We start from the raw sequence: 17,628 nt of genomic DNA, 5'->3' as shown, positions 1-17,628 counted from the left end.
GCGGGCGACCGGGTCAATGTGATCTTCGTCGGCCGCCCAGGACGCCGGTCTCCGCGATGAGTTACGGCGGCCCCGCCGGTCTACCGCACGTGGATGCCAAGACACCCCCCGTGCTCACGCTCGCCGGCCCGGTCACCCGCAGGGAGGTACCGGGCTGGTGCGACGACGTGCGGTCGCTGCTGCGCACGACCGGCGCGCGGGTCGTCGTGTGCGACGTCGGCGGGCTCGGGCCGCCGGGCCTCGGCGCCGTCGAGTTGCTGGCCCGGCTGGAGCTGGCCGCCCGCCGGGCCGGCGGGCGGATACGGCTGCGCGATCCCGACCCGGCGTTACTCGCCCTGCTGGACCTGGTCGGGCTCCGCTTCCAGGTGGAGGGGCAGGCCGAACAGGGGGAACCAGCGCTGGGTGTCGAGGAAGAAGTGGAACCCTGTGATCCGGCCGTCTGAGATCTCCAGGACCTGCACCGCCCAGGGGGTGAAGCCGCCCTTCTCCTGGTCCGGCTTGTAGTGCGCGAAGCCGGGCAGCCCGTTGACCTCGACCGGCCGCAGCCGGGATCCGGCGCAGGAGGCGCCCAGGGTGGTCATGAAGCCGGTGATGTCGGCCGGGCCGCGCAGCCACAGGTCGAACGGCGGCATCGTCATGACGGCGTCCTCGTGGAGCAGCGCCGTGAGCGCCGTCATGTCGTAGCCCTCGAAGGCCTTCACGTAGCGCTCGAGGAGCTTCTGCTGCTCCTCGTCCAGCGGGTCGGAGACCGAGCCCTCGGCTCCCGTCTCCGCGCGCTCGGCGAGCGTGGCCCGGGCCCGCTGCAGCGCGCTGTTGACGGAGGCCACCGAGGTGTCCAGCAGCTCGGCGACCTCGCTCGCCCGCCAGGCCAGCACCTCGCGCAGGATCAGCACCGCCCGCTGCTTGGGCGGCAGCTGCTGCAGCGCCGCCATGAACGCCAGCCGGATGGACTCCTTGGCGACGGCCGCCTCCGCCGGGTCGTCCCCCGTGGGCAGCACGCGCGCGTCGGGCATCGGCTCCAGCCAGGTGTGGTCGGGGCGCGGGGCGAGGGCGGCCCGGGCGAGCGGGGTCGCCTCGGTCAGGTCCATCGGGCGGGCCCGCTTGTTCCCGGCCGTCAGCATGTCCAGGCACACGTTGGTCGCGATCCGGTAGAGCCACGAGCGCAGGCTGGAACGCCCCTCGAACTTGTCGTGACTCCGCCAGGCGCGCACCAGGGTGTCCTGCACCGCGTCCTCGGCCTCGAAGGAGGAGCCGAGCATGCGGTAGCAGTACCCGGTCAGTTCGGTCCGGTGCTTCTCCAGCGCGACCTCGAGGTCCGCCGTCGCCGTGCCGTCGCCCATCGTCCACCCACCCCTGTGGCCGTCCTGTCGGCGCGCCTTCGCGCCCCAGCACTCCGGAAGCTACCGCAGCCCACTGACAACGGCCCCCCGAGTACGGAAATGCCCAGCTCGGACCGGTTGCTTCCGGGGCTGACCGGCGTGGGTCAGTGCGCCGCCACCGGCTCCCGGCGGGCCGCGACCCGGGCCGCCCGGGACCCGAGCACGGTGATCGTCACCATGCCCAGGACGGCGCACAGGCCCACCGTGACCGTGCCGCCCCAGCCGCTCGCGTGGAAGGCCATGGCGCCCACCGTGCTGCCGGCACTGGAGCCGATGTAGTACGCCGACTGGTAGAGGGCCGAGGCCTGGGCGCGCCCGCGGGTGGCCGTCCGGCTGACCGCCGAAGAGGCGACCGCGTGCCCGGCGAAGAAGCCCGCCGTGACGAGGACCAGCCCCAGCAGCACCAGGGGCAGCGAGGCGGCCAGCGACACCAGCAGGCCCGCCGCCGTCGTACCGCCCGCCAGGTAGAGCGCGCCCCGGCGGCCGAGGCGGCCCACCAGCCGGCCTGCCGTCGACGCCGAGACCGTGCCCACCAGGTAGACCAGGAAGATCGAGCCGACGATGCCCTGGGGCAGCGAGAAGGGCGCCTGTGTCAGGCGGTAGCCGATCACCGTGTAGACACCGCCGAACACCGTCATGAACAGCGCGCCGATCGCGTACAGGCGACGCAGCAGCGGGTCGGAGAGGTGGTCGCGGACCGTGCCGAGCAGCACCCGGGGCCGCAGCGAGCCGGACGTGAAGTGGCGCGGGGCCGGCAACAGCAGCCGGAACGCCACCGCGCAGACCACCGCGATCAGGCCGATCACGCCGACGGCCACGCGCCAGCCCCACTCCTGCGCCACCCAGCCGGTGATCACCCGGCCGCTCATCCCGCCGACGCTGTTGCCCGCGACGAACAGGCCGATCGCCGTGACCAGGGCCTTGGGCCTGACCTCCTCCGCCAGATAGGCCGTCGCCGAGGCGGGGAGGCCGGCCAGCGCCGCGCCCTGCACCGCCCGCAGCACCACGAGGGCACCGATGGAGGGGGCGAAGGGCACCAGCAGACCGACGCCGACCGCGACCGCCAGCGAGGCCGTCATCACCGTACGGCGGCCGAAGCGTTCCGACAGCGCGCTCATCGGCAGCACGAAGAGCGCCAGCCCGCCGGTGGCGGCCGCGACCGTCCAGCTCGCCTCGCTCGCGGCGACCCCGAACTCACCGGAGATCAGCGGCAGCAGGGCTTGCGTCGAGTAGAGGAGGGCGAAGGTCGCGACCCCGGCGAGGAAGAGGGCGAAGCTCATCCGGCGGTAGCCGGGGCCACCCGGGGCCAGGCGGGAATCGGTGGAACGGACGGACACAGCGGCGCCCACGGCGGTGGACGCCCCGGTACTGGCGGGAGACATGCCTCGAACCTACGGACGGCCTCACTCATCCGTCCAATGCATGGATTCGCCATAATCGTTCCCATGGCGCATCAGCACAGCTCACAGGCTCGGCTGTCACCGTCCAGTGACACAGAAGACATCTCGGTGACGGCGCTGCTGCTCGCGCCCCGGCTCGCGTACTTCGCCGGTGTCGCCCGTACGGAGCACGTCACCAGGGCCGCCCGTGAGATGAACGTCCCGCAGTCGACCCTCTCCCGCGCGATGGCCCGGCTGGAACAGGACCTCGGCGTCGACCTGTTCGCCCGGCACGGCCGCACGGTCTCCCTCACCCCGGCCGGCCGCACCTTCCTCGCCTCCGTCGAGCGTGCCCTGGCCGAGGTGGAGCGCGCCGCCGAGGAGGTCCGCGCCGACGCCGACCCGGCCACCGGCAAGGTCGCCTTCGGCTTCCTGCACACCATGGGCGCCGAGACCGTCCCCGGCCTGCTGCACGCCTTCCGCGCCGACCACCCGCGCGTCCGGTTCAGCCTGGTCCAGAACTACGGCGAGGCCATGCTGGAGCGGCTGCGGGCGGGCGAGCTCGACCTGTGCCTGACCTCGCCGGTGCCCGACGCCCCCGACCTGGTGGCGCGCCGCCTGGACGAGCAGAAGCTGCGGCTCGTCGTCCCCGCCGACCACCGTCTCGCCGGGCGCCGCCGGATCCGCCTGGCCGAGGCGTCCGACGAGACGTTCGTGACCCTGGAGCCCGGCTACGGCCTCCGGCGGATCACCGACGACCTGTGCCGCGAGGCCGGCTTCAAACCCCGCATCGCCTTCGAGGGCGAGGAGGCGGAGACCCTGCGGGGCCTGGTGGCGGCGGGTCTCGGGGTCGCCCTGCTGCCGCCGCCCACCGTGCCGAGGCCGGGGGTCGTGGAGCTGACGGTCACGGCGCCCCGGGCGGCCCGGGAGATCGGCGTCGCCTGGCTGGCCGACCGTCCGGACACCCCGCCGGTGGCCGCCTTCAAGAAGTTCCTGCTCTCCAGGAGGGGGAGCCTGCTTCCCTGAGGGGCGCCCGGGACCGAGGGGGCGGCGAAGGGCCCTAGTGCGTCCGGCCCAGCATCTCCCGCAGCCGCCGCACGTCCCGCAGCCGCCGCTCGTACGTCGCGCCGACGGCGAGCAGCAGCAGTCCCGCGAAGGCGAAGGGCACCCAGCGGGGGAGGGCGTCGGCGACCTGGACCAGGTAGGGCGCCGACTCGTGCAGCGCGTCCAGCACGAGCACCCCGCCACCCAGCAGCAGCGGCGCCCGCAGCCGGTGCCGGGCGCCCAGCAGGGTGACCAGCAGCGCCGCCGCGCCCACCAGCCAGGGGCGGGTGGCGTGCGCGTCCGTCCAGGCGGCCGCGAGGCTCGGCACGAGCGTGGCGGCGAGACCCGGGCCGTACGCCACCCAGGAGGACACCTGCGGATCCCGGCGTCGGCGCAGGAAGCCGATCACGAGCGCCGGGACGGACACCGGCACCGTGTACGCCTCCGGTGCCGTGACGTCCCAGGCGGCGAGGCGCACCCAGGCGGCCAGGGCGAACAGCGCGGTGGCCGGGTAGGCGGCGGGGCGGCGGTCGGCGCGCACGGCCGTCGCGGCGACGATCACCGCGGACAGGGACAGCACGAGGGAGAGCGTCGCAGGGTCCTCGACCGCCAGCCCGACGGCAAGGAATCCGGCGGCCGCACCCGTCACCTCCACCGCCACGGCCGTGCGCGCGCCGGCGGCTCGGGCGGCGAGCAGCGCCGCCACGGCCGGGACCACGAGCACGAGCAGCGCGGCATGCCGCGGCTCCCAGCCCGCCGCGGCGCTCACCGCGCAGGCCAGCGCGGTGCCGAACCCCAGCGCGGCCGGTGCCGTGAGCGGGGTGAGGCGCTGTCCGAACGACCCCGCCGCGAAGAGCGCGGTCAGGGCGGCGAGCACCCCCAGGGTCGCGGAGCGCGTCGGCAGCGCGAGGAACGCGAGCGAGACGGACGTGACGAGGGCGAGCAGCGACGCCGGGACCGTGCGGGCGCCCTCCGCCGCACGGGACCGCGTCGCCACCGTGAGCAGTGCTGCCGCCGCCAGTCCCTCGACCACGAGGGCCGCCGGGTAGGGCAGGTCCAGCACTACCGGTACGACCATCAGCGCCGCCCAGCCGAGCAGCAGTGCGCCCAGCAGCGCCCTGGGCCGCCATGTCGTGTCGCGGACCACGAGCACGAGGACGCCGGCCACGGCGGCCAGGACCAGGGGCGCCGTCTGCAGCTGCGGCAACCACGGCGCGCCCACCGACACGGCCTCCCGGGCACCGGCCGGTGCGCCGGACCAGACCCGCGCCGCCGCGCCGGCCGGCCCCAGCACCGTCAGCAGGAGCAGGGGAAGCGCCCACAGCACCGCCAGACCCTGCACGGCGGCGGAGGCGAGGGCGAGACCCCGCCGCACCGGCTCTGGCAGCCGATCCGCCCGCACCGCCCCCGACAGCGCGATTCCCACGGCGAGGTGAGCGGGCACCGTCCAGGTGGTGGGCAGCACGGGGCGGACGATGCCGCCGAGCGCGGTGACCACGAGCAGACCGACCGCGACGCACAGGCCGACGGCATGCCCCTCGGCACGGTCCCGCAGCGCCGCTGTCAGCGCCACACCGGCAGCGAACAGCAGCAGCGTGGCCGCCTGAGCCGCGGAGCCCGGACCGCCGGCCGTCCACGACAGCCAGGCCGCGGCCAGGACGCCCCACGCCCCCATGCCGTACGCGCCCACCACGGCGATGATCCGGACCGGTCCGCCCGGCGCACGCAACGCCACCACCGTGTCGCACGCGGCCGTCACGAGCAGCGCGGCCGTGATCCCGTACCGCCCCGCGCCGGACGCCACCGCCCAGAGCAGCAGCGGCAGTTGCGCCGTGGCCAGCGCGGCCGGAAGCGGCAGCCGCAGCTCCGCCGGGCCCGGCAGCAGCCCGTACCCCGTCCACACGGCGACCAGCACCGCCGACGCCCCGGCCGTGTACGCCGTGCCGTCCACGCCGGTGAGGGCGACCGCGTGCAGCGCGTAGGCGTCGAGCGCCGTGAGCGCGAACGCGAGTCCCGCCACCGCTTCGGCCGTCGACCGCAGGCCGCGTCCCGCCAGGGGCACGGGAGCGGCCAGGGCGGCCACCGTGATCGCGCCCAGTACCAGCGCGCGTCCGGCGATCCCCAGGTGCCCCCAGCTGACCAGCGTGAACGCGATCGCGGCGATCGTCAGGAGCAGGCCGCCCAGGAGCAGCAGCAGGTTCTGCACGCGCGGCGCGGTGGCCTCGGGACGGGGCGTCGCGGTCGGCAGCGGCCGGTGCTGTGGGGTCGCGGACAGATGGGCGACCAACCAGGCGCGGCGCGCGAGCAACTGGGAGCTGCGGGCGTGCAGGTGCCACAGCTCGGCGTCGATGAGCCGCAGCTCCTCGGCCGGTGGCGGAACAGGTGTCATGACACGGAGTGTCGGCCGCGCCGCGGCACAGGGCATGAGCGCGCGTACTCACCCGGTACTCAGGTCCCGGGAAGGCATCACCCGACGACACACCGGACCAGCGGTCCGGTGATCCGAGGAGAACGCCCTAGCGCCGCAGCGACCTGCCGAACCCGGCGGCCAGGGGCATCCGCAGCCCTATGGGCGGCGGGGCCGCCAGCGCGTCCTCCACCGGCCGGGACACCTGTGAGCCGAACAGCGCCCCCATCGCGAAGTCCACGGCCAGGCTGAGCACCTCGTCCCGGTGCTGGTGCAACGCGTGGCCGTCGGAGTGCACTTCGAACCGGCACACGTCCCGGTTCGCCTTCTTCGCCCGCTCCGCCAGCCGGAACGACAGCTCCGGATCGGTGCGCTCGTCGTTCGTGCCGTGCACGATCAGCACCCGCCGCCCCACCAGCTGCTTCACCGGCTCGGCGGGCGCGGCCACGTCCTCGTCGGGCAGCCAGGGGGCGAGCGCCACCACGGAGTTCACGGCCTCGTGGCCGCCGGCCCGCAGCGCGGCCCGGCCGCCCATGTCGAGCCCCGCCAGGCACACCGGCACGTCCCCGTAGCGCCGGACGACCTCGTCGGCGGCCCACTCGGCGTCGGCGGCCAGATGCGCCTGGCCGCCGTTCCAGCCCCGGTAGCGGTAGTGGACGGTGTGGACGGCCAGCCCCTCCGCGCGGCCCGCGCGGGCGAACCTGCGGCCCAGGGAGCGGACCAGGCCCGGCGACCGGACCAGGGACGGCCGGCGGGCGGACACCTCCTCGCCGCCGGGGAGCAGCAGCACCGCCCCGCTCACCGATTTCGGCTCCGGACCGACTGCCCTGCCCAGCCCGGCCGTTCGGACCGGCGACGCTTGCTGTCCCATGACAGAACAGTGTCAGAAGCCGCGGTGTACGAAACCCGTCCGTGGGGTCACCGTTACATATCGACGGAATAGTAAAGGCGTCCTGGGGGTCCTCTACGCGCGTAGGCGTTAGAGTGCGGAAATGACGAGCCAGACTCCACCGACTGGGACCGTCCCGACGCACGTGCCGACACCGGACCAGATCCGCCGGGCGCCCAAGGTTCTGCTGCACGATCACCTCGACGGCGGGCTCCGGCCCGGGACCGTCGTCGAACTGGCCCGGGCGACCGGGTACTCCCAGCTCCCGGAGACCGATTCCGACAAGCTCGGGATCTGGTTCCGCGAGGCCGCCGACTCCGGCTCGCTCGAGCGCTATCTGGAGACCTTCTCCCACACCGTCGGCGTGATGCAGACCCGCGAGGCGCTGGTCCGGGTGGCCAGGGAGTGCGCCGAGGACCTCGCCGAGGACGGGGTCGTCTACGCGGAGGTGCGGTACGCGCCCGAGCAGCACCTGGCGGGCGGGCTGAGCCTCGAAGAGGTCGTCGCGGCCGTCAACGAGGGGTTCCGGGAGGGAGAGCGGCTCGCCCGGGAGAGCGGCCGGCGCATCCGGATCGGCGCCCTGCTGACGGCGATGCGGCACGCGGCCCGCGCCCTGGAGATCGCCGAACTCGCCAACCGCCACCGGGACCTCGGCGTGGTCGGCTTCGACATCGCCGGCGCCGAGGCCGGCTTCCCGCCCACCCGGCACCTGGACGCGTTCGAGTACCTCAAGCGCGAGAACAACCACTTCACCATCCACGCCGGCGAGGCGTTCGGGCTGCCCTCCATCTGGCAGGCGCTGCAGTGGTGCGGTGCCGACCGGCTCGGGCACGGGGTGCGGATCATCGACGACATCGAGGTCCGCGACGACGGCTCGGTGCGGCTCGGGCGGCTGGCGTCCTACGTCCGGGACAAGCGCGTCCCGTTGGAGCTGTGCCCCAGCTCCAACCTCCAGACGGGCGCCGCTGCCTCCTACGCCGAGCACCCGATCGGGCTGCTGCGGCGCCTGCACTTCCGGGCGACGGTCAACACCGACAACAGGCTGATGTCGAACACCAGCATGAGCCGGGAATTCGAGCATCTCGTCGACGCCTTCGCCTACACGCTCGACGACCTTCAATGGTTCTCCGTCAATGCGATGAAATCAGCGTTCATTCCTTTCGATGAACGACTCGCGATGATCAATGACGTGATCAAGCCCGGATATGCGGAACTGAAGTCCGAATGGCTGTTCCAGCAGACCGCCTCCACCAGCGGTTCTTCCGGCCCGGTCGGTTGACGGGGGTTCAGTGGGCGGCGCGGAATGCGGACGGTCTTTCACAGGCCGTCCGCATTCCGGTGTTTGCGGCGGGTGGCTCGGCATGTTTACGGTCGTGGACCGCTCAGAACGTTTGTGATCACCCGTCTCCGCATTCAAGGACGCATTCACCATGAAGCAGTCTGCCGCCAAGACCCTCGGTGTCGCCGCCCTCGGCGCCGCTTTCGCCGCCGTAGGCGCGGGCGCGGCCTCCGCGGCCCCGGCCGTCCCGGACGCGACACAGGCCACCCACGCCCTGGACTCCGTGACCGGGGCGCTGCCGGCCGGGAACGTCGGCAAGGCGCTGCCGGGTGCCGGCCAGGCGCTCACCCACGGGCGGGGTGCCGTCGGCACCGGTGTCGCCGCCGCGCAGCCGGCCGTCCAGAAGGTCCTCACCGGCGGACCGACCGCGCCGGCCGCCGGACTGCTCGGCGGCCTGCCGCTGAAGGGCCTGCCCACGCACGGCGCCCCGGTGAACGGCCTGCCGGTCGGCTGACCGCGCCCGTACGCACGACGCCGCCGGTGCGCCCCGGAACCGTCCGGGGCGCACCGGCGGCGTTCGCCCGCGCAGGACTCACCAGGCGGTGGTCCGGGCGCGGTCCTCGGAGGGCAGCAGGATCCAGAGTGCTATGTAGAGCAGGAACTGCGGTCCCGGCAGCAGACAGGACAGCACGAAGACGATCCGCATCGTCGTCGCGGAGGTGCCGAAGCGCCGTGCCAGCGCGGCGCACACTCCGCCGATCATGCGGCCGTGGGTGGGGCGGGCGAGGCTGGACATCCGCGGCTCCTTCGTGAGCGTGGACGAGGCATCCCGGTCGGTTGCCTCAACTACCCTCCACGGTACGGAACCGATGGGGACGAAGCGTCGCTCTACGGGGCGATCCCGACCCTGGGAATCGTCGGGGTCCGCCCCTGAGACAGCTCCTCCTGGACGGTGACCGTCCCGGCCGCGCGGTGGCCGTGCTCGTCCCGGCGCCGCAGCCGGGCCCGGGCCGCCGGCACCACGGCCAGGTGCGCCAGGGCCACCCCCACGGTGTTCAGCAGCAGCGAGTCGACGTCGACGACCCGGCCGGGCACACCGGTCTGGAGCAGGGCGATCCCCAGCGAGAGCAGGGCACCCGCGGCCGCCGTACGTACCAGGGAGGAGAGCGGGGAGACGATGAGCCTGCCGTGGACCATCGGCAGCAGCACGCCCAGCGGCGCGAGCAGCGCGAGCCCCTCACCGAGGCGTCTGGCGGCCTCCGGCCAGCCCAGCGCCAGGTCGGCACGGATGCCGGCCAGCGGACGCAGATTGGCGGGCATCACCCACGGGACGTCCAGGGGCCGCAGCATCAGCCAGGCGACGAGCCCGAGATGGGCGACGAGGAGGACACCTCCCGTCACCCGGATGCGGATCGCGGCGCTGCCGCCGATGGAGCCTTGACGCTGCACGACCCCCTAGACGCGCCCCCGTGCACGATCGGTTCCGCGTCCCGCACGCCGATGCCCGTGCGGCACGGGCCGCAGGGGCCGCGCCGGGCGCTCAGCCCGCGTCGACCGCGCCTGTCGGCGGCTGGACCGAGCCCGGGCGGCTGCGGACGTCGTCGGTGCACTCGTAGCGGCGCAGCGGGCCGGGGCGCGGGCCGCCCAGGATCACCGAGCCGTCGCCCTCGGTCGCCGCCGAGTCGGACAGCGTGCACACGAGCTGGCCCAGGGCGTAGGAGGTGAGCCGGTCCGGCGCGGTGCTCAGCCGCAGCGCGTCCTCCGGGTCCTTCGGGGCAAGCCCGGCGACGCTCACGCCGCCCGGCACGTACGTCGTGTAGCCCGCCGACTTCTCCGCGGCCGACGGGGACGAGGCGAGCTGGTCCAGCAGGCCCTGCGCCACGATCACCCGGCGCCGCGCGTCCGGCGTGCCGTCCGGGACCCGCACCGACCGGTCGACGGCGACCAGGGACGAGCCGCAGAGCAGGAACACCTGGACGGGCACCCCGTGCGCGGACTGGGTGGCGGCATCGGGCCCGGCCAGCGAGCACGGCACCCGGGAGGGCGCGGCGCCGAAGTCCGTCGGCACCTCGGTGGGACGGATCCCGCACCCGGCGAGCAGCGCGGCCAGCAAGGAAGCGGCCAGCAGGAGTCGTGCGGTCCCCGTTCTCATGCCCCCTCCTTCCCGTGGTCCGCCGGCCCGTGGGCACCGCCGTTCACGACCGCGTCGCCGTTCTCGCCGTTCTCCTCCGTCAGCCGCGACGCGTCCCGCGGCAGCCGCAGGGTGAACACCGCGCCGCCGTCGGGGGAGTTCGCGGCGGTGATCTCACCGCCGTGGATGTGGGCGTTCTCCAGGGCGATGGACAGGCCGAGACCGCTGCCCTCCGAACGCGGCCGGGAGGCGCTGGCCTTGTAGAAGCGGTCGAAGACGTGCGGCAGGACGTCCTCGGGGATGCCGGGCCCGTGGTCGCGCACCGCGATGACCAGGTCCTCCCCGTCGATCCGCACCGACACCCGCACCGGCGAACCGCCGTGCTTGAGCGCGTTGCCGATCAGGTTCGCCAGTATGACGTCCAGGCGGCGCGGGTCGAGCCGGGCGTGGGCGCCGCGCTCGGCGTCCAGTTCGACGGCGTCCAGCCAGGCACGCGCGTCGATGCAGGCGGTGATCTGGTCGGCGATGTCGACGTCGTCCAGGACCAGCCGGGCGGTGCCCGCGTCGAAGCGGGTCACCTCCATCAGGTTCTCCACCAGGTCGTTCAGCCGCCGCGTCTCACTGACCACCAGCCGCACGGCGGGCTCGACCATCGGGTCGATGCCGCCGGCCTCGGACTCCAGCTCCTCCTCCAGCACCTCCGTGACGGCGGTGATGGCGGTCAGCGGGGTGCGCAGCTCGTGCGACATGTCGGCCACGAACCGGCGCGAGGCCTCGTCCCGGGCGGCCATGTCCGCCACCCGTTTCTCCAGCGCCTCCGCCGCGTTGTTGAACGTCCGTGACAGGTCGGCGAGTTCGTCCGTGCCCGACACCCTCAGGCGGGTGTCGAGCCGGCCCTCGCCGAGTCGCCGGGCGGCCACCCCGAGCCGGTGCACCGGCTTGAGCACCGTCGTGGCGGCGGCCTGCGCGAGCAGGGCCGAGCCGATCAGCGCCAGCCCGGTGGCGATCCCCAGCGACCAGGCCAGCGAGTTGAGGTCCTTGGCCTCCGGCTCCAGCGACTTCGCCATGTAGCCCGTCGGCCCGCCACCGACCAGCTTCGTGCCGGCCACCAGGTACGGCGTGCCGTGCTGGTCCACCCGCTGCCAGTACAGGTGGTACGGCGACTTGTTGCCGTCCGCCACCTTCTGCCGCTTGTTCACCGCGGCCCGCAGCGACCGGGGCACGTCCTCCAGCGAGAACCCGTTGATGCCGCCCGAGTTGCCGTACACCGTCTTGCCGTCGGTGTCCTGGGCGACCAGCAGCACACTGAACCGCTGGCTGCTGCCGGCCATCTGGCCCGCCGCCCGCTGCAGTTCGTCCTGGGTCGGGCGCACCGGCAGCGCGCCGGTGCGGTTCTGCATCTCCTGCTGGAAGTCGCGCAGCACCGCGTCCTGCGCCCGGGTGAGCACGGCCTCCCGGTTCAGCCAGTAGGCGATACCCGACGCCGACACCGCGGCGGTGAGCGCGACCAGGCCGAACACCACGACCAGCCGCAGCCGCAGGCTCGTGAACCGCAGGTGCGACAGACTTCCCCCACGCCGCGCGGCCCAGCCGCGCAGCCCCCCTTGCGTGTCGGTCACTGAGGGACGTCCAGGCGGTAGCCGACACCACGGACGGTACGGATCAGCGTCGGGGACGAGGGCACGTCCTCCACCTTGGCGCGCAGCCGCTGCACGCACGCGTCCACCAGGCGCGAGTCACCCAGGTAGTCGTGTTCCCACACCAGACGCAGCAACTGCTGCCGGGACAGGGCCTGGCCGGGCCGCCGGCTCAGCTCCAGCAGCAGCCGCAGCTCGGTCGGCGTGAGCTGGAGGTCCTCGCCGTTCTTGGTCACGGTCATCGCCGACCGGTCGATCACGACGCTGCCGAACGTGGCCGAGTCACTGGACTCGCGCTCCCCGCGCCGCAGCACCGCCCGGATACGGGCGTCCAACACCCGGCCCTGCACGGGCTTCACCACGTAGTCGTCGGCGCCGGACTCCAGCCCGACGACCACGTCGATGTCGTCACTCCGCGCGGTCAGCAGGATGATCGGCAACTGGTCGGTGCGCCGGATGCGCCGGCACACCTCGAACCCGTCGATGCCGGGCAGCATCACGTCCAGCACGATCAGGTCCGGCCGCTGCTCACGCAGCAGTTTCAGACCGTCCTCACCGCTGGCAGCGGTGGCCACCCGGTGTCCCTGGCGCGTCAGGGAGAGCTCCAGGGCCGTACGGATGGCGTCGTCGTCCTCGATCAGCAACAGGGAAGGCACGGGCTCATTCTGGCCCATGGACGGGCTCTCGTACGACCTGCCGGCATCATGGCGTCCCCAGCGCCACCGGCTGTGCGCGCTCTGTGACGGTTCTGTGAGGGGCCCCTGTGACAGGTCTGTGACAGTCGGCTGACACGTCCATGAAGGTCGCTCGGCAAGCTTTTCGGCACAGGCAAGGAAGCAACACCAGCAAGCCGGACACCGGAAGTCCACGACGGGGGAGCGCGAGATGAACACGCTGCACGGGATGAGCACCAGCGCAGTGGTCACGCGTCTGCACGACGTGCACCGGGGTTCCGAGAAGTCCGGTGCCGTGAGCGGGCGGGGGTGCGCTCGCGGCACCGGGCGTCAGCACACCGGTTACATGACGGTGGTCGACGCCCACACGGGGGAGACGCACGGGGGATCCGCGTACAGGGAGGACTCGGGGGAGCGCCGTTCGCTGACGGAGGCGGAGTTCACCGCCTACGTCCAGGAGCGCCGCGCCTCCCTGTACGCCACCGCCTACCACCTGACCGGCGACCGCTTCGAGGCCGAGGACCTGCTGCAGAGCGCGCTGTTCTCGACCTACCGGGCGTGGGAGCGGATCAGCGACAAGGCGGCGGTCGGCGGCTATCTGCGCCGCACCATGACCAACCTGCACATCAGCGCCTGGCGGCGCCGCAAGCTCAACGAGTACCCGACCGAGGAACTGCCGGAGACGCCCGGCGACACGGACGCGATGCGCGGCACCGAGCTGCGCGCGGTCCTGTGGCAGGCGCTGGCCCGGCTGCCCGAACTCCAGCGCACCATGCTGGTCCTGCGCTACTACGAGGGCCGCACGGACCCGGAGATCGCGGAGATCCTCGACATCAGTGTCGGCACGGTCAAGTCCAGCATCTGGCGGTCGCTCCGCCGGCTGCGCGACGACGAGGTCCTCAGCTTCGGCCGTGACGAGGAGGACGCCTTCGGCGAGTTGGTCGCCTGAAGGTTCGGGGGGACGACGGGGGAGACACGGGGGACCACCGGGGGGTGGGTCCCGCGGGACCACTGGGGGGTGGGCCCGCGGGGCGAGCACGGGGGAGCAAGGGGAACACGGGGGAAGCAAGGGGGAGCACAGGGAGCGGGACTGGTGGACCGGGGGGTCCGTCCAGTCCCGTTTCGCGTTCCCCGGCCGGTCCGCCCCGGCCGGCTCCCTCACGTCGGGTCAGGCCACGGTCCGCTGCGGGGTCTGCCGGCCCGCCGCTGCCGCCGCCAGCCGGCCCAGGGCCTCGTCGCGGTCGCAGGGGTGGGCGCCCAGGGAGACCTGGCGGGCCACGATCGACCGCTCGGTGCGCATCAGCCGCCAGCCGCGCCGCAGCAGGAACGGCACCGACTTGCGGCCCTCCCGCAGATCGCGCAGGAAACGCCGGCGGAACGTGGTGAACGGGCCGCGGCTCAGGCACAGCGCGTCGGCCAGCAGGCCCCGTTCACGGCAGCGCTCCACGATCTCCGCGGCGAAGATGCCCTCCGCGATGAACAGCGGGGTGCGCCCGATGTGCAGCGTGTCCTCGCCGGTACGGGCGCTGCGCGAGATGTCGTACACCGGGACCGGTGTCGAACCCGTGGCGCACAGCCGGGCGATGGCCTCGACCGCGACCTCGGCGTCCCACGACTCCGGGTGGTCCCAGTCGATGTCCGAACTCCCCTGCACCAGGGGCAGAGTCGGGTCGTCGGCTTCCTTGTAGAAATCGTCCAGGCGCAGCACGGGGAGCCCGGAACGGGCGGCGACGAGGGACTTGCCCGAGCCCGAGGGGCCGCACAGCAGCACGACACGGGCGGGGGCCGGGAGATGGATGCTCACGGAACACCAGTTTGAGGCATGGTGAGCGCCCTGCCGACCCCGCGGGTCGGCTTTTGAGCGTGAGTCTCACCTCAACTACCCTTCGTGTCGACATCCTTACCCTGCGCACCAGAAGGTGGCACCAGAGATGGCCCGACACTCTTCCTCCCCGCACCCCGTGGCGCAGCGCGCCCTGATCGCCCTGGCCACCGCCACGGCGGCCCTGGGGGCGGGCGCGGCCACGGCGCACGCGGACGCGGCCGGTCAGCCCCTGGAGGTGCCCTGGCGGCCCACCTCGCTCGGTCACATCGACCCGCAGGCGGGACTGTCGGCGCTCACCGGCACGGTCGGCTACGTCACCGGGCCGGTCACGGGACTCAAGCCCAACCCGCTCGCCGGCACCGGAGTCGACCCGCTGGACAACGGGGTCGGCACCCGGATCGCCGACTTCAAGCCGCTCTCCTCGCAGGCCCTGACCCGGCCGGTGGCCGAGGCCGAGTCGCTCGGCACGCTGCCGGTGGCGGGACAGCTGACCGGGCTGCTCGGCGGCGGCGCGGGCGCGCCGCTCGGCTGACCGGCGACTCCCGTACGCAAGAGCCGGACGGGAGAGAGGTACGGGACAGACGTACGAGAGAGCCGCGCCGCCCCCGGACGGAGGGGTGGCGCGGCTCTCGTCCGTGGAGACCGCGGCTCAGTAGGAGGAACCGGAGGCGCCCAGGGACCCCGTGGGGTGCCAGACCGTCTTGGTCTCCAGGAACGCCGTGAGGCGGTCGGTGCCGGGCGTCTCGAAGTAGTCCACAGGCTGTGGACGAAGGACGCGCTTGAGGTTGTCGGCCGCCGCGATCTCCAGCTCCTTCGCCAGCACCTCGTCGGCGCCCGCGAGGTCGATCGCGTTGACGTCCTGGTGCGCGGCGAGCGGGGCCGCGATCTCCGCCGTGCGGCCGGACAGGACGTTGACGACACCGCCGGGGACGTCCGAGGTGGCCAGCACCTCGGCCAGCGACAGGGCGGGCAGCGGGGCCTTCTCGGAGGCGACGACGACCGCCGTGTTGCCGGTGGCGATCACCGGGGCGAGCACCGAGACCAGGCCGAGGAAGGACGACTCCTGCGGGGCGAGCACGGCGACCACGCCGGTCGGCTCCGGGGAGGACAGGTTGAAGTACGGGCCCGCGACCGGGTTGGCGCCGCCGACCACCTGGGCGATCTTGTCCGTCCAGCCCGCGTACCAGATCCAGCGGTCGACCGTGGCGTCCACGACCGCGGCCGCCTTCGACTTCGACAGGCCCTCGGCGTCCGCGACCTCGCGGACGAACTGGTCCCGGCGGCCCTCCAGCATCTCCGCGACGCGGTACAGGACCTGGCCCCGGTTGTAGGCGGTCGCGCCGGACCAGCCGCCGAACGCCTTGCGCGCGGCCACGACCGCGTCACGGGCGTCCTTGCGGGACGACTGGGGGGCGTTGGCCAGCCACTTGCCCTTCGAGTCGGTCACCTCGTACACCCGGCCGCTCTCGGAACGCGGGAACTTCCCGCCGACGTACAGCTTGTAGGTCTTGAAGACAGAAAGTCGCTCAGACATCGAGGTACGCCTCCAGGCCGTGGCGGCCGCCCTCGCGGCCGAAGCCCGATTCCTTGTAACCGCCGAACGGCGAGGTCGGGTCGAACTTGTTGAACGTGTTGGACCAGACGACACCGGCGCGCAGCTTGTTCGCGACGGCCAGGATCCGGGAGCCCTTCTCGGTCCAGATGCCCGCCGACAGGCCGTACTGCGTGTTGTTCGCCTTGGCGACGGCCTCGTCCGGGGTGCGGAAGGTGAGGACCGAGAGCACCGGGCCGAAGATCTCGTCGCGGGCGATGGTGTGCGCCTGGGTGACGTTGGTGAACAGCGTCGGGGCGAACCAGTAGCCGGACGTCGGGAGTTCGCACGCGGGCGACCAGCGCTCGGCGCCCTCGGCCTCGCCGCGCTCGGCGAGCGTGGTGATCCGGGCCAGCTGCTCGGCGGAGTTGATCGCGCCGATGTCGGTGTTCTTGTCCAGCGGGTCGCCGAGGCGCAGCGTGGACAGCCGGCGCTTGAGGGCGTCCAGCAGCTCGTCCTGGATCGACTCCTGGACCAGCAGGCGGCTGCCCGCGCAGCAGACCTGGCCCTGGTTGAAGAAGATGCCGGTCACGATGCCCTCGACGGCCTGGTCGATCGGCGCGTCGTCGAAGACGATGTTGGCGCCCTTGCCGCCCAGCTCCAGGGTGAGCTTCTTGCTCGTGCCCGCGACCGTGCGGGCGATCTCCTTGCCGACGGCCGTGGAGCCGGTGAAGGCGACCTTGTTCACGTCCGGGTGCGCGACGAGCGCGGCACCCGCGTCGCCGTAGCCCGGGAGGATGTTGACGACACCCTTGGGCAGGCCGGCCTGGCGGCAGATGTCCGCGAAGAACAGCGCGGACAGCGGGGTGGTCTCGGCGGGCTTGAGCACGACCGTGTTACCGGTCGCGAGGGCCGGGGCGATCTTCCACGCCAGCATCAGCAGCGGGAAGTTCCACGGGATGACCTGGCCGGCCACGCCGAGCGGCCGCGGGTTCGCGCCGAAGCCGGCGTGGTCCAGCTTGTCGGCCCAGCCCGCGTAGTAGAAGAAGTGCGCGGCGACCAGCGGGAGGTCCGCGTCGCGGGTCTCCTTGATCGGCTTGCCGTTGTCCAGCGTCTCCAGGACCGCCAGCTCACGGCTGCGCTCCTGGACGATGCGGGCGATGCGGAACAGGTACTTCGCGCGCTCGGAGCCCGGCAGCGCCGACCACTTCTCGAACGCCTTGCGGGCGGCCCGGACGGCGCGGTCCACGTCCTCGGCGCCGGCCTGCGCGACCTCCGACAGCACCTCCTCGGTGCTCGGCGAGACGGTCTTGAAGACCTTGCCGTCGGCCGCCTCCGTGAACTCGCCGTCGATGAACAGGCCGTAGGAGGGGGCGATGTCGACGACCGAGCGGGACTCGGGTGCCGGTGCGTACTCGAATGCGGATGTATGCATGTCCATGTTCATGGGGTC

18 protein-coding genes are annotated in these 17,628 nt (G+C 73.2%); 6 read left to right on the top strand and 12 right to left on the bottom strand.

All coding sequences use genetic code 11. The features are described from left to right. The first annotated feature begins 56 nt into the window (after positions 1-56). Positions 57-443 carry an STAS domain-containing protein gene (locus PV343_RS17685; RefSeq protein ID WP_319147884.1) on the top strand — a complete coding sequence of 129 codons (387 nt, stop codon included), beginning with the start codon at positions 57-59 and terminating at the stop codon, positions 441-443. Here the strand turns inward: PV343_RS17685 and PV343_RS17680 are convergent. Both PV343_RS17680 and PV343_RS17675 read right to left on the bottom strand, forming a co-directional pair. Then, the gene (locus tag PV343_RS17680) at positions 327-1,340 is read right to left on the bottom strand and encodes a sigma-70 family RNA polymerase sigma factor (RefSeq protein WP_319147883.1); all 1,014 of its coding nucleotides are present in this window, start codon (positions 1,338-1,340) and stop codon (positions 327-329) included. The genes PV343_RS17685 and PV343_RS17680 overlap by 117 nt on opposite strands. 143 nt (positions 1,341-1,483) lie before the next feature. Next, positions 1,484-2,761, bottom strand: a complete 1,278-nt coding sequence (locus PV343_RS17675; RefSeq protein WP_319147882.1) for an MFS transporter — start codon at positions 2,759-2,761, stop codon at positions 1,484-1,486. Positions 2,762-2,824: 63 nt separating this feature from the next. Here PV343_RS17675 and PV343_RS17670 point away from each other — a divergent pair, with 63 nt between their 5' ends. Then, positions 2,825-3,784: a LysR family transcriptional regulator gene (locus PV343_RS17670; RefSeq protein WP_319147881.1), complete on the top strand. Its 960-nt coding sequence runs from the start codon at positions 2,825-2,827 to the stop codon at positions 3,782-3,784. Between the two features lie 34 nt (positions 3,785-3,818). On the opposite strand, the gene PV343_RS17665 is transcribed toward PV343_RS17670, so the two are convergent. Together PV343_RS17665 and PV343_RS17660 are read right to left on the bottom strand one after the other, a co-directional pair. Beyond that, on the bottom strand, positions 3,819-6,191 hold the full coding sequence (locus tag PV343_RS17665) for an SCO7613 C-terminal domain-containing membrane protein (protein WP_319147880.1): 2,373 nt from the start codon (positions 6,189-6,191) through the stop codon (positions 3,819-3,821). Positions 6,192-6,318: 127 nt separating this feature from the next. Then, positions 6,319-7,080, bottom strand: a complete 762-nt coding sequence (locus PV343_RS17660; protein WP_319147879.1) for an alpha/beta hydrolase — start codon at positions 7,078-7,080, stop codon at positions 6,319-6,321. A gap of 121 nt (positions 7,081-7,201) precedes the next feature. Here PV343_RS17660 and PV343_RS17655 point away from each other — a divergent pair, with 121 nt between their 5' ends. Further along, entirely contained in the window at positions 7,202-8,377 is a 1,176-nt protein-coding gene (locus tag PV343_RS17655; protein WP_319147878.1) for an adenosine deaminase, read from the top strand. A gap of 151 nt (positions 8,378-8,528) precedes the next feature. Further along, on the top strand, positions 8,529-8,891 hold the full coding sequence (locus PV343_RS17650) for an ATP-binding protein (RefSeq protein ID WP_319147877.1): 363 nt from the start codon (positions 8,529-8,531) through the stop codon (positions 8,889-8,891). A 78-nt stretch (positions 8,892-8,969) separates the two neighbouring features. Here PV343_RS17650 and PV343_RS17645 read toward each other — a convergent pair whose 3' ends face one another. From PV343_RS17645 to afsQ1, 5 genes are all read right to left on the bottom strand, one after another. Continuing rightward, positions 8,970-9,173: a PspC domain-containing protein gene (locus PV343_RS17645; RefSeq protein ID WP_319147876.1), complete on the bottom strand. Its 204-nt coding sequence runs from the start codon at positions 9,171-9,173 to the stop codon at positions 8,970-8,972. A 92-nt stretch (positions 9,174-9,265) separates the two neighbouring features. Next, positions 9,266-9,826, bottom strand: a complete 561-nt coding sequence (locus tag PV343_RS17640; RefSeq protein ID WP_319147875.1) for a VanZ family protein — start codon at positions 9,824-9,826, stop codon at positions 9,266-9,268. Positions 9,827-9,917: 91 nt separating this feature from the next. Further along, positions 9,918-10,529, bottom strand: coding sequence for a hypothetical protein (locus tag PV343_RS17635; RefSeq protein WP_319147874.1), 612 nt, complete (start codon positions 10,527-10,529; stop codon positions 9,918-9,920). Then, a complete protein-coding gene (locus PV343_RS17630) occupies positions 10,526-12,127 on the bottom strand; it encodes a HAMP domain-containing sensor histidine kinase (protein ID WP_319147873.1) in 1,602 nt (533 codons plus the stop codon). The genes PV343_RS17635 and PV343_RS17630 overlap by 4 nt, the downstream gene beginning before the upstream one ends. After that, a complete protein-coding gene (gene afsQ1 / locus PV343_RS17625) occupies positions 12,124-12,801 on the bottom strand; it encodes a two-component system response regulator AfsQ1 (RefSeq protein WP_020941848.1) in 678 nt (225 codons plus the stop codon). The genes PV343_RS17630 and afsQ1 overlap by 4 nt, the downstream gene beginning before the upstream one ends. A 229-nt stretch (positions 12,802-13,030) precedes the next feature. On the opposite strand from afsQ1, the gene PV343_RS17620 reads away from it, so the two are divergent. Next, positions 13,031-13,768, top strand: a complete 738-nt coding sequence (locus PV343_RS17620; RefSeq protein ID WP_319147872.1) for a SigE family RNA polymerase sigma factor — start codon at positions 13,031-13,033, stop codon at positions 13,766-13,768. Positions 13,769-13,987: 219 nt separating this feature from the next. Here PV343_RS17620 and PV343_RS17615 read toward each other — a convergent pair whose 3' ends face one another. Next, positions 13,988-14,590, bottom strand: coding sequence for a uridine kinase (locus tag PV343_RS17615; protein WP_319147946.1), 603 nt, complete (start codon positions 14,588-14,590; stop codon positions 13,988-13,990). A 160-nt stretch (positions 14,591-14,750) separates the two neighbouring features. On the opposite strand from PV343_RS17615, the gene PV343_RS17610 reads away from it, so the two are divergent. After that, complete coding sequence (locus PV343_RS17610; protein ID WP_319147871.1) at positions 14,751-15,176, top strand: hypothetical protein; 426 nt, start codon at positions 14,751-14,753, stop codon at positions 15,174-15,176. Between the two features lie 117 nt (positions 15,177-15,293). Here the strand turns inward: PV343_RS17610 and PV343_RS17605 are convergent, their stop codons facing one another. Together PV343_RS17605 and PV343_RS17600 are read right to left on the bottom strand one after the other, a co-directional pair. Beyond that, positions 15,294-16,178: an aldehyde dehydrogenase family protein gene (locus PV343_RS17605; RefSeq protein ID WP_319147870.1), complete on the bottom strand. Its 885-nt coding sequence runs from the start codon at positions 16,176-16,178 to the stop codon at positions 15,294-15,296. After that, positions 16,171-17,616, bottom strand: a complete 1,446-nt coding sequence (locus PV343_RS17600) for an aldehyde dehydrogenase family protein (protein WP_319147945.1) — start codon at positions 17,614-17,616, stop codon at positions 16,171-16,173. Before PV343_RS17600 ends, PV343_RS17605 begins: the two co-directional genes overlap by 8 nt. Between the last annotated feature and the right edge of the window lie 12 nt (positions 17,617-17,628).

It is taken from the genome of Streptomyces sp. WI03-4A, from assembly GCF_033792105.1.
GTDB classification, from domain to species: Bacteria; Actinomycetota; Actinomycetes; order Streptomycetales; family Streptomycetaceae; genus Streptomyces; species Streptomyces collinus_A.
The sequence above is the reverse complement of the archived record's forward strand: the minus strand, read 5'-3'. Positions and strand labels throughout refer to the sequence as shown.

Excerpts from the sequence above, each read along its gene's own strand:
- PV343_RS17685 (WP_319147884.1), top strand. The coding sequence starts at position 57 with ATGAGTTACGGCGGCCCCGCCGGTCTACCGCACGTGGATGCCAAGACA.
- PV343_RS17680 (WP_319147883.1), bottom strand. The coding sequence starts at position 1,340 with ATGGGCGACGGCACGGCGACGGCGGACCTCGAGGTCGCGCTGGAGAAG.
- PV343_RS17675 (WP_319147882.1), bottom strand. The coding sequence starts at position 2,761 with ATGTCTCCCGCCAGTACCGGGGCGTCCACCGCCGTGGGCGCCGCTGTG.
- PV343_RS17670 (WP_319147881.1), top strand. The coding sequence starts at position 2,825 with ATGGCGCATCAGCACAGCTCACAGGCTCGGCTGTCACCGTCCAGTGAC.
- PV343_RS17665 (WP_319147880.1), bottom strand. The coding sequence starts at position 6,191 with ATGACACCTGTTCCGCCACCGGCCGAGGAGCTGCGGCTCATCGACGCC.
- PV343_RS17660 (WP_319147879.1), bottom strand. The coding sequence starts at position 7,080 with ATGGGACAGCAAGCGTCGCCGGTCCGAACGGCCGGGCTGGGCAGGGCA.
- PV343_RS17655 (WP_319147878.1), top strand. The coding sequence starts at position 7,202 with ATGACGAGCCAGACTCCACCGACTGGGACCGTCCCGACGCACGTGCCG.
- PV343_RS17650 (WP_319147877.1), top strand. The coding sequence starts at position 8,529 with ATGAAGCAGTCTGCCGCCAAGACCCTCGGTGTCGCCGCCCTCGGCGCC.
- PV343_RS17645 (WP_319147876.1), bottom strand. The coding sequence starts at position 9,173 with ATGTCCAGCCTCGCCCGCCCCACCCACGGCCGCATGATCGGCGGAGTG.
- PV343_RS17635 (WP_319147874.1), bottom strand. The coding sequence starts at position 10,529 with ATGAGAACGGGGACCGCACGACTCCTGCTGGCCGCTTCCTTGCTGGCC.
- PV343_RS17620 (WP_319147872.1), top strand. The coding sequence starts at position 13,031 with ATGAACACGCTGCACGGGATGAGCACCAGCGCAGTGGTCACGCGTCTG.
- PV343_RS17610 (WP_319147871.1), top strand. The coding sequence starts at position 14,751 with ATGGCCCGACACTCTTCCTCCCCGCACCCCGTGGCGCAGCGCGCCCTG.
- PV343_RS17605 (WP_319147870.1), bottom strand. The coding sequence starts at position 16,178 with ATGTCTGAGCGACTTTCTGTCTTCAAGACCTACAAGCTGTACGTCGGC.
- PV343_RS17600 (WP_319147945.1), bottom strand. The coding sequence starts at position 17,616 with ATGGACATGCATACATCCGCATTCGAGTACGCACCGGCACCCGAGTCC.